This is a genomic window from Rubrivivax albus, from assembly GCF_004016515.1.
Classification (GTDB): domain Bacteria; phylum Pseudomonadota; class Gammaproteobacteria; order Burkholderiales; family Burkholderiaceae_C; genus Rubrivivax; species Rubrivivax albus.
Genome location: NZ_SACT01000002.1, coordinates 161,889 through 174,865 on the forward strand (window position 1 = coordinate 161,889; position 12,977 = coordinate 174,865).

The window sequence follows — 12,977 nt, forward strand, 5'->3', positions numbered from 1 at the left end:
AGCCGCCCACCATGTAGGGCTACGGCGTCCCGGCCAAGCTCGAGGCCGCCGGTCGTGTGGGCGTCGAGCCTCGGCAACGGCATGGCCGTGTGGCGCCCGGTTCGACGGGCCGAGTTGGGGCCAGACTTGCCGCAGCAAGGGCAAGGGCTCGCTGTGGTCTCCGGCGAGCCACGCCGCGCTGGCCCACTGGTCGGCGGGGCCCACCTGCTCTTCGAGCAGGTGGGGCACGGTCGGTGTCACGCCGGCGGCGGGAGGCGCCCCGCCACATCGCATCGCCCGCCTGGCGCAGCGGGTCGCGAAGGCCGATGCGCACGACAGCCGTCCAGTTGTCGAATGAAGACGGCTTCGGGCCGCCATGGCTGGACGAGGGCACGAGTGCAGCGTCGCAAGCCTGGCTGAACAGGATCGCCACGTCCAAGACACCGCACCACACCCTGCGACCCGCCTGGACCCTGAGCAGGCCGAACGCGAAGTTCTCGAGGAGTTCGGTGTCCAGAGCACAAATGGCACATCTGGAAGATCGTCATCACCGACGGGCGAAAGGAAGGGCAAAAATATCATTTTATGCACTGGTCGAATTCGATCGCGGCCATGAACGATTCCTCAAGGCGGCCAGATCTCGGGCATAGACCTGCGCCTGAGCAACGGCCAGCGCACTGTCCTCCGGTCGCGCAGGCGCGCCGGTGGGCAGTTCCACCGACCACCCGGCCTCCTCCTTCCCCGCCCGAAGCGTGCCGCCATGCAGCGCCAGGATCTGGCGGCACAGGGCCAGGACCACCGTGTCGCGCCCCCCGAACTCGGCATCGATGAACATGCCTGCCTGGCTGAAATGCACCACGCTTCGCGTGCCGGCCTGACGCTGGTTGACGTTGAGCTGGCCGCCCCTCGCGCATGCCTGGACCGCTGCCTGCAGGCACTCCACAAGCACACGCAGCAGCCAGTCACGGTGCCCATAGACGATCACCTGGGCGGCACGCTCGCCGTCGCAGCGGAAGTGCAGGCCTACATCGCGGTCCAGCGCCATCGGTTCGACGACGCCCCAGGCCTGTTGCAGCAGCGCCCACAGGTCGATCCTTTCCTCCAGCAGCGGCTCGGTGCCCGCCCACAGGCGGCTGAGGTCGCACAGGCGCTCCAGCCGCCGTAGCAGGCCGTCCACTTCGTTCGACAGGCTCGCCAGGGCGTGGGCATCGCGCTCCTCGTAGCACATGGCCAGCGCCTCCTGGGCGCGCACCAGGGGCAGGCGAAGTTGTGTGTCCACCGCGCGCATCAGCACTTCACCGCTCTCTGCCGCCGACTCTCCGCCGCTGGCCTCGTTGAGCATCACCAGCGCATCGTCCTCGCCGAACCCGGGCACGACGCGGCAGGTGACCAGAACATCTCCATGCGTGTACAGCGTGGAGCGCGACTGCTGCCCACGGGCGGCAAACTGCACGGCACGCAGCAGGGCTGCGTCGTCCAGCCTGTCACCTGCACGCAGTGCTGTCCGTCGGCGCGCGTGCGAGCTGGCATGCCGGATCCGGCCGTCGGCCTGGACCCAGAGCAGGCCGCCGGCCACACGTTCGAACAGTTCTGTCAGGTGGGAAGGCGTCATTGGTGATCTCCTGGCTCGGAGAATACACAAATGTCTTTTTTATCGTTTCGTACTTCGTCACGAATCGAGCAGTGCTTACACCCTCCAGCCGTGCGGCCACCCAGGCGCCCCTTGGGAGCACAAGGGGGGGTGGGGGACGCAGACCGCGGTCCCGTCAGGCGACGGCAGCAGCCTGACGCAGGTGCTGCGTCAACAGCCGCGCGCTGGCGGAACGCAGCGGCTCGGGCCGGCTGGCGATCACGAGCCGGCGCTCGGCCCAGGGTTCGTCCAGCGGCACCAGGGCCAGCCGCCCGGCACCCGCGTGCGGCACCGCCACCTCGCGCGGCAGGATGGCCAGGCCCAGGCCCGCGGCCACCACGCGGCAGGCGGCGTCCATGTTCGACACTTGCATGCGGTAGACAGGCACCGTGCCCAGCAACGCGGCCTGACGGCGCAGCATCTGGTCCATCAGCCCGCCCACGGCCACACCCACCACGTCGAAGGCCAGCGTGCCGGCGTAGCGCAGCGAAGGCCGACGGGCCAGCGGATGGGCCGGCACCATGGCCACGCACAGCCGGTCGCTGCGGTAGGGCTACAAGTGCAGGCCCGACAGGTCGCCCACATCCCACAGCACGCCCAGGTCGGCCGCACCGTCGCGCAGGCTGCGCACGATCTGCGGGCTGACCATCTCCTCGACGCTGACCTTCAGCCGCGGGTGACGGGCCATGAACTGCGCCAGGTCGTCCGGCAGCGCCTCGGCCATGGCCGACGGGCTGGCCAGCAGGCGCACACTGCCCTGCGCCCCCTCGACGAAGGCCCCGAGTTCGGCGCGCGTGGCGTCCAGCGCCCGCAGCACCTCTCGCGCGCGGGTCAGCAGCGCGTCGCCGGCGGCTGTAGGCACCACACCGCGGTGCCGACGCTGCAGCAACGGCAGACCGACCTCGGCCTCGAGTGCCGCGATGCGCTTGCTCAGCGCCGAGGGCACCAGCGACTCCCGGGCGGCAGCGGCGGCCAGGCTGCCTTCCTCGCACACCGCGACGAACAGCTGCAGCGACACCGGGTCGAGCGGGCGGATCATGACATTCCGGATTGGAACGTCATGGGTGATGAAAGGCCTTCGTGATTGCGGCAGGGCACGTCTACAGTGCGCGGCCATGGACAACACCGCCCCCGTCATCCTCCGCGAAGTCGGCCTGCGCGACGGCCTGCAGATCCTGCCGCGGGTCATGCCCACGGCGCAGAAGCTGCAATGGCTGCGCGCGGCCCATGCCGCCGGCCTGCGCGAAGTCGAGGTCGGCTCCTTCGTGCCGCCCAGGCTGATGCCGCAGCTGGCCGACACCGCCGAGATGGTGGCCGCCGCCCGCGACCTGCCCGGCATGGTGGCGTCGGTGCTGGTGCCCAACCTGAAAGGCGCGCTGCGCGCCATCGAATGCGGCGCCGCCTCCATGCTGCTGCCGCTGTCGGCCAGCCATGCGCACAGCCTGGCCAACCTGAAGCGCACACCCGACGAGGCGCTGGCCGAACTGGCGCGTATCCGCGACGCACGCGACGCCGCAGGCTCTGCCTGCCGCATCGAGATCGGCCTGTCCACGGCCTTCGGCTGCACGATCCAGGGCGCCGTACCGGAAGACGAGGTGCTGCGCCTGGTGCAGGGCGCGCTGGACGCCGGTGCCGAGGCCGTCGGCCTGGCCGACACCGTGGGTTATGCCGACCCGCTGCAGGTGACGCGGCTGTTCACGGCGGCGCGCGCCATCGCCGGCGAGCGCCTGCACTGCGGCCACTTCCACGACACCCGCGGGCTGGGCCTGGCCAACGTGTTCGCCGCCTGGCAGACCGGCATCCGCCGCTTCGACGCCTGCGTGGGCGGCATCGGCGGCTGCCCGCACGCCCCCGGCGCCAGCGGCAACGTGGCGCTGGAGGACTGCGCGTACCTGTTCGCCAGCATGGGCGTGCCCACCGGCGTGGACTTCGACGCCCTTATCGCGCTGCGCGGGCAGCTGGCCGGCTGGCTGGACGGCGAGGCGCTGCACGGCACGATCGCCCGTGCCGGCCTGCCGAAGACACTGAAGGCCGCTTCATGACCGCGCCGCGCCCGCTGGCTGGCGTGCGGGTGGTCGAGTTCACCCACATGGTGATGGGCCCCACCTGCGGCCTGGTGCTGGCCGACCTGGGCGCCGAGGTGATCAAGGTCGAACCGGTGGAGGGCGACCGCACGCGCCACCTGCTGGGCGCCGGCGCCGGCTTCTTCCCGATGTTCAACCGCAACAAGAAGAGCATCGGCATCGACCTGAAGCACCCCGACGGCGCCGCGGTGGCCCGGCGCCTGGCGGCCGGCGCCGACATCGTGGCGGAGAACTTCAAGCCCGGCGCGCTGGCCAAGTTCGGGCTGGACTACGCCAGCCTCAGCGCCACCCACCCGCGGCTGATCTACGTCAGTCACAAGGGCTTCCTGCCCGGCCCCTACGAGCACCGGACGGCGCTGGACGAGGTGGTGCAGATGATGGGCGGCCTGGCCTACATGACCGGCCGCCCCGGCGACCCGCTGCGCGCCGGCACCAGCGTCAACGACATCATGGGCGGCATGTTCGGCGCCATCGGCGCCCTGGGCGCGCTGATCCAGCGCGGCATCACCGGCCGCGGCATGGAGGTGCAGAGCGCGCTCTACGAGAACAACGTGTTCCTCGTCGGCCAGCACATGCTGCAGGCGGCCATCACCGGGCAGGCGCCATCGCCGATGCCCGACCGCATCTCCGCCTGGGCGGTGTACGACGTCTTCACGGTCAAGGACGGCGAGCAGATCTTCCTGGCCGCGGTGAGCGACGCCCAGTGGCGCAGCTTCTGCGAGGTGCTGGGCTTGCCCGACCTGCTGGCCCGGACCGACTGGGCCACCAACAACCAGCGCGTGCAGGCGCGGCCGGAACTGATGCCCATCCTGCGCGCGCGCCTGGCATCGCGCAGCGCGGCCGAACTGGCCGCGATCTTCGAACAGGCCGGCCTGCCCTTTGCGCCGATCCGCAAGCCGGAGCAACTGTTCGACGACCCGCATCTGACCGCCACGGGCGGCCTCGCCGACGTGGTGCTGCCCGATGGCCCCCACGCCGGCGACACGGTGAACACCACACTGCTGCCGTTCACGCTGGGCGGCGAACGCCCGGGAGTCACGCGTAGTCCGCCGCGCTTCGGCGCCGACACCGACGCCGTGCTGGCCGACCTGGGCTACGGTGCCGCCGAAATCGACGCCCTGCGCCGAGGTGGCGTGGTTGCGTGATGGGTGCGGGCGCGGTGACGGGGCCTGTCGGCGGCAGACGCAGACATTGCGAATATCGTCGCGCCGGTTACCGTAAGCGGTGGTGACCGATCGGTGGAAACCCGGAGGCACACGAAACGTCAGGTCGCCACACTCCCGCGCCATGACCCGTGCGATCCCCCTGCTCCTGGCGCCGCTCTTCGCCCTGGCCCTGACCACCACGACCCCTGCCCGTGCCCAGATCCTCATCGGCCAGACCGCCGGATTCAGCGGCCCCGTGGCCGCCGGGGTGAACGAGACCACGGCTGGCGCCAAGCTCGTCATCGACGCCGTCAACGCCGGTGGCGGCATCGACGGTGAGAAGATCGAGCTCATCTCGCTGGACGACGCCTTCCAGCCCAAGAAGGCCGGCGAGAACGCCCGCACGCTGATCACCGAGCGCAAGGTCACGGCGCTGTTCCTGACCCGCGGCACGCCGCACACGCAGGCCATCATGCCGCTGCTCACCGAGTTCGGCGTGCCGCTGGTGGGCCCGTCCACCGGCGCCATGGTGCTGCACGAACCGGTGCACCCCTGGCTGTTCAACGTGCGCGCCACCTACCAGCGCGAGGCCGAGCGTGCCGTGGCCCACCTCAACCTGATCGGCGTGCAGCGCATCGGCGTCATCCACGTCAAGGACAGCTTCGGCGCCGACATGTTCACCGGCGCCCAGCGCGGCTTCACCGAAGCCAAGCTGGAGCCGGCCTTCGTGTCCACCTTCGACCGCGCCAAGCCCGACTTCGGCCCGGTGGTGGCGGCCGCGGTGAAGGCCGACCCGCAGGCGGTGCTCTTCATCGGCTCCGGCACCGCGGTGGCAGACGGGGTGAAGGCCCTGCGCGCCCAAAGCGTCACGGCGCAGGTGGTCACGTTCTCGAACAACGCCTCCGGCGGCTTCGTCGAGGGTCTCGGCGCCAACGCGCGCGGCGTCATCGTGACGCAGGTGTTTCCGTTCGAACGCTCCATCGCCACCGGCTTCGTCAAGGACGCGATGGCGCTGGCCAAAGCGAAGAACGTGTCGCTGACACCGGCCATGCTGGAGGGCGTGGCCGCGGCGCGTGTGCTGGTGGCCGGCCTGCGCCGCGCGCCCAAACCGGTGACGCGCGACGGCCTGCGCCGCGCGCTGGAAGGCATCGGCCGGCTGGACCTGGGTGGTCTGGAGCTCGGCTACTCGGCCACCGACCACACCGGCCTGGACTTCGTGGACCTGTCCATCATCGGCGCCGGCGGCCGCTTCGTGCGTTAGGCGTCTGCCGGAGCCGCAGTGCGGTGCCGCCGCCGCCAAGCGGCCAGCGCCGCCAGGCCCAGCAGCATCGTCGCGCTGGTCGGGGCATCGGGCACCGGCGGCGTGAAGCCCAGCTGCAGGCTGGCGATGCGCTGCAGGGCCAGCGCGTCGGCCGGCGCGATGCCCAGTTCCACGGCCACGGTCTCGCCGGCGCCGAACATCGCCGGATCCAGCCCGGTGAGCGTGCCGAACAGCGTCAGCCCGCTGAGGTACGAACCGAACTTGCTGGCGTGCGTGCCATCGTCGAACCAGAGGTCGATCAGGCCGTCGGTGCCAGCGTCCGGGGCCCACATGTCACGCGTGGCCACACCCTCGGTCACCGCGCGCAGGAAGCTCTGGCCCACCGGCGCGATGCCGGCGAAACCACCGCTGCCGTCGGCGCCAGCCAGGTCCACCGTGGTCTGGTAGCCGGCCACGAGGTCGGCGGTCATCGCGTCCAGCGACGCGTAGAAGGTGGTGGCCGGCGTGTCGGTGCGCGTCACTTCGCCGGTGAGTTCGTCGGTGACGGTGACGAAGGCGCCGTCCACCAGGTTGGGCCGGGCCCAGGTCTGGTAGAGGTAGACCTCGGTGTCGGCGCGCGCGTTGGCATTGGCCGGCAGGTTGCGCACCGAGCTGCACGACCCGCTGGAATAGCCCAGGGCCACGCAGGCCTCCTGGCTGCCGCCGATGAAGTCGCGCTCGCGGTAGGTGAGTGCATTGCCCTGATGCACCCAGTCCTCGATCAGGTCGGCATAGACCTGCGTGTATTCGGGGCGCGAGCCCAGGCCGTCCATCCGGGGCAGCACCTCGTCGCTCTGCTCCTGCAGCACCACCTTGTCCCAGCCCTGGGCGTCGATGTTGCCGCGCAGGTCCCAGCCAGCAGAGTTGGTGTTCAGCAGGTGACCGCGCAGCGACGCCGCGTTGCGCGTGGACAGCGAGACCTCCACCGCGATGCCTGCCTGCCCGGCCAGCACGCTGAAGATCGCCGGCACGCCGCCCCAGGGGTGCGGCTCGAAGGCGTTGCTGCCGGCGGGGTTGGCCAGCCACATCGCCCAGGTCATGTCGGTGACGTCGCCGGTGCGGTAGCTCATCACCGGGTCGACCCGGCCGAAGGTGTAGCTGTTGCCGACGAACAGCACCTTCAGCGGTTCGGTGGCCGCGGCAGCGGCGCCGGCGCAGGCCGCAGCCGTCGCGGCGGCGGCCACCAGGTTCTTCCAGGCGGGCATGGCGTGTCTCCTCGTGGTGGTCGGGCGTGAGGCCCGGGACCCATGCTGGAGACGAACGACCAGAGCGTCAAATAGCAGTCAGCGCCCACCGCCATACATCAAACGTATGGCCATGGGCGCGACGCTCAGCGGCGCAGGAAGTCCACCGTGGCCGCCCAGGTCTGCGGCGAGTTGAAGATGCCGATGTGGCCGGTGCCGAGGATGGGGTCGTAGGCGCCCTGCCCTGTCAGGTCCAGCCGCCGCGCGCCCTTGAGCAGCGCGCTGCCGCTGAAGTCGGTGGGCACGCCGTAGCTGTCGATGGCCGGCACCGGGAAGATGGCGCCGTCCTGCACCGGCAGGTAGACGAAGCTGGCGTCGGTGTTGCGCACCACCAGCACCTTGGTCGGGCCGGCGAGTTCACCGCTGCCGCCCGGCCCGTTCAGGCGCTGCAGGAACGGCGTGTTCGGCGAACCCAGCTCTTCGCACACGGCACTGTCGGGCGTGAAGCCGCCGGCCTCGGGGGCCTGGAAGTAGTTGGCCGGGTCGGGGCTGCAGTTGATGATGCCGTGGTTGGGGCCGTCCACCGCCACCAGCTTGCGCACGGTGGCGAAGGCGCGGTCCTGACGCATCCACTCGCGCGCCAGCGTCACGCCCAGGCTGTGGGCCACGATGTCCACCTGCGTGGCGCCGGTGGACGCCAGCACCGCGGCCACGAAGCGCCGCAGGTCGGGCACGTTGGCCTGGTTCGTGTGGCCGATGCGGGAGCGGAAGGTCTGGCTCTCCACCAGGTTGCACTGGTCGCCCTGGTAGCCCAGGCCCCACAGTTCCTGCGGCTGCCAGCCGTTGTCGGCCAGGTGCTGGGCAAAGGCACGCGCATTGCCGTAGGGGCTGCAGGCGGTGGGGAACGGCGTGTCGTTGTTGCCGTGCAGGAAGATCACCGGCGTGCGGGTGGCCGTGCCGGCCGCGCCGAAGCCGATCACCGGCTGCTGCAGCGTGGCGTCCTCGATCACCGGGAAGCCATCGGGGAACGTGGTGCCGACGGTGCCGGCCGCGTGGGCCAGCGCGGTGGTGGCCAGCGCGGCCAGGGTGCAGATCCAGCGTTTCATCGACTCTCCTCGTTGGTGGACAAAGGCTGGCGTCAGTCGCCTGCCAGGAACCGCTCGACGAGGCCGATCTGGGCCTCGGTGTTCAGCGCCGGCGCATGCCCGCAGCCGGGGATGGTGGCCACCACCGCGCGCGGGCCGCGCGTGCGCATGGCCTCGGCCACGTCGGGCAGCAGCAGGTCGGAGGTCTCGCCGCGCAGGCACAGCACGGGCAGGCTCAGGCTGTCCCAGGCCGGCCACTGGTCGTAGTCCTGCGGGTGGTGTTCGAACTGCTGCACCATGGCCGGGTCGTAGTGCGGCGTCCAGCGGCCGTCGGGCAGACGGCGCGCCGAGGTCTCGGTGAGCTGGCGCCACTGCACATCGGGCAGCCAGCCGTAGGGGGCGTAGACGGTGCGGAAGAACGACTCCAGTTCCGTCATCGTGGCGAACGCGGGCGGGTTGCCGGCATAGGCACGGATCCGCGCCACGGCCGGCGCAGCGAGTTCCGGGCCAATGTCGTTGAGCACCAGGCGCAGGATTCGCCCGCGCAGCGCGCCGGCCGCGGCCTTCAGGCCAATGGCGCCACCCATGGACGTGCCCAGCCACGCGCACTCGGCCACGCCGAGCTGGTCGAGCAGCGACACGGCCAGCTTCTCGTAGAAGGCCAGGCAGTATTCGGCCGCGGGGTCGGGGCTCCACTGGCTGAAGCCGCGGCCGATGGTGTCGGGGCAGATCACGTGGAAGCGCCGGGCCAGCACCGTGGCGATGGGGTCCATGTCGCGCCCGGTGCGGGCCAGGCCATGCCAGGCGATGACGGCCGGCGCGGCCGGGTCGCCCCAGCCCGTGACGTGGATCTCGCGGCCTTCGCAGGTGTGGTAGGCGGAGCGGGGTTCGGTCATCGTGGTCCCTTCCAAGCCTGCTTCAGGCTGATCGCGCGCAGCCGGCCGACGATGCCGGTGGGGAAGTGGTAGACCGACAGCACGAACAGCAGGCCCATCCACAGCAGCCAGCGGTCGGGCGCCACCACGGCCTGCAGCACGGGCACGCCTTCCACCGCCACGGCGCCGAGTTTCAGCAGGTCCTGCAGGTAGTTCTGCGCCAGCACGAAGAGCACGCTGCCCACCACGGCGCCGTACAGCGTGCCCATGCCGCCGATGACCACGATGAGCAGGATGTCGAGCATGATCTCGAAGCTCAGCGTGGTGTCGGGCCCCACGTAGCGCAGCCACAGCGCCAGCAGCGAACCGGCCAGGGTGGCGAACAGCGCGGCCAGCACGTTGCTCAGCGTGCGGTAGACCACCGTGCGGTAGCCGATGGCCTCGGCGCGGAAGTCGTTCTCGCGGATGGCCTGCAGCACGCGCCCGAAGGGGCTGTTGACGATGCGCAGGATGAGCCCGAACAGCACCAGCACGGCGACGAACATCAGCCAGTAGGTGATCGTCTTGCCGTCGATCAGCACGCCGAAGATCTCGTTCTCGAAGGGCTCGAAGCTGGGGCTGAGCCACTCGGGGTTGCGGAAGGTCAGGCCGTCCTCGCCGCCGGTGAAGTCGCTGAGCTGCGAGGCCAGGGTCTGGAAGGCCGAGGCCACCGCCAGCGTGATCATCGCGAAGAAGATGGCCTTCACGCGCAGGCTGAACAGGCCCACGGCCAGCGACACGATCACCGACACGACGATGGCACCGCCCAACCCGACCGCCAGCGCAGCGAAGCCAGCGCCGAGCTTCTCGCTGGCGATGGCCACGCCGTAGGCACCGATGCCGAAGAACATCGTGTGCGCGAAGCTGACGATGCCGGTGTAGCCCAGCAGCAGGTCGTAGCTGGCCACCAGCAGGATGAAGACCAGGATCTTGGCCGCCACCGACATCGACTTCGCCCCGGGGAACAGGAAGGGCGCGAAGGCCAGGGCGACGAGGATGACGATCAGTGCCGCCGCCAGCCAGCGGCTGCGCGGGAGGTCGTGGGAGAGCAGGCGGTTGAGCATGGCGGTCAGCGGTTGGCCACCGGGTACAGCCCCTGGGGCCGCCACAGCAGGATGGCCACCATCAGCGCGATGTTGGAGAACAGCGCCACCTTGGGCGCCAGGAAGCCGGTGTAGTTGGCCATCAGTCCCACCAGCAGCGCGCCGACGAAACAGCCGAAGGTGCTGCCCAGGCCGCCGATGATGATGACGATGAAGATCAGCACGTTGACCTGCGCGCCGATCTGCGGCACCACACTCTGCTGGTAGAGGCCCCAGAGCACGCCGCCCATGCCGGCCAGCGCCGAGCCAGCGACGAACACGCCCACGAACAGGCGGCGGATGCGGTAGCCCAGGGCCTCCACCATCTCGCGGTCCTGCACGCCGGCGCGGATGAGCAGGCCGATCTTGGTGCGGTTGAGCGTGAACACCAGCGCGGCGAAGACCACCAGGCCGATCGCCGCGGCCAGTACGCGGTACCTCTCCACCGCCGCGCCATCGGCACCGATGGGCACGATCCAGGCACCGCGCAGCACCTCGGGCAGCGGCAGCGGGATCTGCAGCGGCCCCCAGATGACCTTGATGATCTCCTCGCCAACGATCATCCCGCCCATCGTGATCAGGATCTGCTTGAGGTGCAGGCCATACACGGGCCGCACGATGACGCGCTCGAAGGCCCAGCCCACGGCGCCGGCGAGCAGCATGGCCGCAGCGATGGCGGCGAACACGCTGGCCACGCCCGGCCAGCCCGCCGCGGCGCCGAAGCCCATCACGCTGGTGGCCACGAAGGCGCCCAGCGCGATGAACACGCCGTGGCCGAAGTTCAGCACGTCCATGAGGCCGAAGACCAGGGTCAGGCCGGAGGCGATGACGAAGACGATCAGGCCCATCGCCAGGCCGGCCACCGTCAGCGTCAGCCAGGTGCTGGGGCTGCCCACCAGCGGCAGCGACACCGCCAGCACGGCCAGCAGCAGGAAGATCGGCTTGAGGTCGAAGCTGGCCTTCGGTATGGCCTCGGCGGCGCGCGGCATCACGGTGGCATTCATGCGTGGGCTCCCAGCGACAGCCCCAGCAGGCGTTGCTGCAGGGTTTGGTCCTCGGCCAGTTCAGCCATCGCGCCGTGGTGCACGACGCGGCCGTCGTCCATCACCGCCACCGTGTCGCCCAGCGCGCGGGCCATCTGGAAGTTCTGCTCGACGAGCAGGATCGTGGTCTGCTGCGCCTTCAGCTCGCGGAAGGCGCCGATCAGGTTCTGCACGATGGACGGCGCCAGGCCCTTGCTGGGCTCGTCGATCAGGATCAGCGCGCGCGGCTCGACGATGGCCCGCGCCACCGACAGCATCTGCTTCTGCCCGCCGCTGAGCTTGCCGGCCGGGTAGAGCCAGAACTTCTTCAGCGCCGGGAAGAGGCCGAAGATCCAGTCCAGCCGCGCCGTGTCCAGCGCACCGGCGTGCGCGGCGCCGCGGGCGGCCAGCACCATGTTCTCCTGCACCGTCAGGTCGCTGAAGATGCCCATGCTCTCGGGCACGTAGGCGATGCCGCGCTGCGCGATGTCGGGCGTGGCCAGCGCATGGATGGGCTCGCCACGGAAGCGGATCTCGCCCGGGCCGGCGCGGTACAGGCCCATGATGGTGCGCAGCGTGGTCGTCTTGCCGGCGCCGTTGCGGCCCAGCAGCATCGTCACCTTGCCCTCGGGCACCACCAGGTCCACGCCATGCAGGATGTGGTACGCGCCGATGTGCGTGTGCACGCCGCTCAAGGTCAGCACGTCGCTCATGCAGCCGCCTCTTCTTCGTCGGCCGCCATGCCCAGGTAGGCCTGCTGCACCACGGGGCTCGCGATCACCGCCGCCGGCTCGCCATCGGCCACCAGGCGGCCGTTGTGCAGCACGATGATGCGGTCCGACAGTTCGCGCACGACGTCCATCTTGTGCTCCACCAGCAGGATCGTTCGGTCGCGCCGCGCCTTCAGTGCGCGGATGAGGTCCAGGATCACCGGCACGTCGTCCACGCTCATGCCGGCGGTTGGTTCGTCGAACATGTAGACCTTCGGGTCCAGCGCCATCAGCACCGCCACCTCCAGCTTGCGCTGGTCGCCATGCGGCAGCGCCGCAGCAGGCTGGTCGAGCTTGTCGCCCAGCGCCACCTGCCGCGCCAGATCGGCGGCCTCGTCCAGCCACGCCTTGCGGTCCAGCCAGACCCGGAAGAGCTCGAGCCCGCCACCGCAGCGCGCCTGCACGGCCAGCCGCACGTTCTCCAGCACGCTGAGGTTGGGGAACAACTGCGTGAGCTGGAACGCGCGGCCGATGCCGCGCCGCGTGCGCAGCGGCGCCGGCAGCGTGGTGATGTCCTCGCCATCCAGCCGCACCCGGCCGGCGCTGGCCGGCAGCTGCCCGCTGATGAGGTTGAAGTAGGTGGTCTTGCCGGCCCCGTTGGGCCCGACGATGGCGGTCAGCGTGCCGGGTTCGAACCGGCACGACACCGCGTCGACGGCCACGTGGCCGCCGAACCGGATCGTCAGGTCAAGGGTCTCGAGCATGAGGCATCCCAGGCCGCGCCAAAGGCGCCGGCCCATCCAACTTCCGACTGGAACCCCCGCCCGGCGGGGGCAGGGGGT

11 protein-coding genes and 1 pseudogene are annotated in these 12,977 nt (G+C 70.5%); 3 read left to right on the forward strand and 9 right to left on the reverse strand.

From position 1 onward, the window contains the following. Positions 1-562: 562 nt before the first annotated feature. Together ENE75_RS06955 and ENE75_RS25265 are read right to left on the reverse strand one after the other, a co-directional pair. On the reverse strand, positions 563-1,591 hold the full coding sequence (locus ENE75_RS06955; RefSeq protein ID WP_128197202.1) for a sensor histidine kinase: 1,029 nt from the start codon (positions 1,589-1,591) through the stop codon (positions 563-565). Between the two features lie 154 nt (positions 1,592-1,745). Further along, positions 1,746-2,798 (reverse strand): annotated as a pseudogene (locus tag ENE75_RS25265) (LysR family transcriptional regulator). Here ENE75_RS25265 and ENE75_RS06970 point away from each other — a divergent pair. The 3 genes from ENE75_RS06970 to ENE75_RS06980 all read left to right on the forward strand — a co-directional run bounded on the left by ENE75_RS06970 (position 2,725) and on the right by ENE75_RS06980 (position 6,099). Then, positions 2,725-3,651 (forward strand): hydroxymethylglutaryl-CoA lyase, encoded by a 927-nt coding sequence (locus ENE75_RS06970; RefSeq protein WP_128197208.1) that lies wholly within the window; start codon positions 2,725-2,727, stop codon positions 3,649-3,651. The pseudogene ENE75_RS25265 and the gene ENE75_RS06970 sit on opposite strands and share 74 nt — an antisense overlap. Continuing rightward, entirely contained in the window at positions 3,648-4,838 is a 1,191-nt protein-coding gene (locus ENE75_RS06975) for a CaiB/BaiF CoA transferase family protein (protein ID WP_128197210.1), read from the forward strand. Before ENE75_RS06970 ends, ENE75_RS06975 begins: the two co-directional genes overlap by 4 nt. A gap of 142 nt (positions 4,839-4,980) precedes the next feature. Further along, positions 4,981-6,099, forward strand: coding sequence for an ABC transporter substrate-binding protein (locus ENE75_RS06980; protein ID WP_128197212.1), 1,119 nt, complete (start codon positions 4,981-4,983; stop codon positions 6,097-6,099). Here ENE75_RS06980 and ENE75_RS06985 read toward each other — a convergent pair. The 7 genes from ENE75_RS06985 to ENE75_RS07015 all read right to left on the reverse strand — a co-directional run bounded on the left by ENE75_RS06985 (position 6,096) and on the right by ENE75_RS07015 (position 12,899). After that, positions 6,096-7,343 (reverse strand): hypothetical protein, encoded by a 1,248-nt coding sequence (locus tag ENE75_RS06985; RefSeq protein WP_128197214.1) that lies wholly within the window; start codon positions 7,341-7,343, stop codon positions 6,096-6,098. The two genes, ENE75_RS06980 and ENE75_RS06985, sit on opposite strands and share 4 nt — an antisense overlap. A 125-nt stretch (positions 7,344-7,468) precedes the next feature. Then, on the reverse strand, positions 7,469-8,428 hold the full coding sequence (locus ENE75_RS06990; protein WP_128197217.1) for an esterase/lipase family protein: 960 nt from the start codon (positions 8,426-8,428) through the stop codon (positions 7,469-7,471). Positions 8,429-8,460: 32 nt separating this feature from the next. Beyond that, positions 8,461-9,303, reverse strand: coding sequence for an alpha/beta fold hydrolase (locus ENE75_RS06995; protein WP_128197219.1), 843 nt, complete (start codon positions 9,301-9,303; stop codon positions 8,461-8,463). After that, entirely contained in the window at positions 9,300-10,385 is a 1,086-nt protein-coding gene (locus ENE75_RS07000) for a branched-chain amino acid ABC transporter permease (protein ID WP_128197221.1), read from the reverse strand. The genes ENE75_RS06995 and ENE75_RS07000 overlap by 4 nt, the downstream gene beginning before the upstream one ends. Before the next feature lie 5 nt (positions 10,386-10,390). Then, on the reverse strand, positions 10,391-11,407 hold the full coding sequence (locus ENE75_RS07005) for a branched-chain amino acid ABC transporter permease (RefSeq protein WP_199232238.1): 1,017 nt from the start codon (positions 11,405-11,407) through the stop codon (positions 10,391-10,393). After that, positions 11,404-12,138, reverse strand: coding sequence for an ABC transporter ATP-binding protein (locus tag ENE75_RS07010; protein ID WP_128197223.1), 735 nt, complete (start codon positions 12,136-12,138; stop codon positions 11,404-11,406). The genes ENE75_RS07005 and ENE75_RS07010 overlap by 4 nt, the downstream gene beginning before the upstream one ends. Next, entirely contained in the window at positions 12,135-12,899 is a 765-nt protein-coding gene (locus ENE75_RS07015; protein ID WP_128197225.1) for an ABC transporter ATP-binding protein, read from the reverse strand. The genes ENE75_RS07010 and ENE75_RS07015 overlap by 4 nt, the downstream gene beginning before the upstream one ends. Positions 12,900-12,977 lie beyond the last annotated feature (78 nt).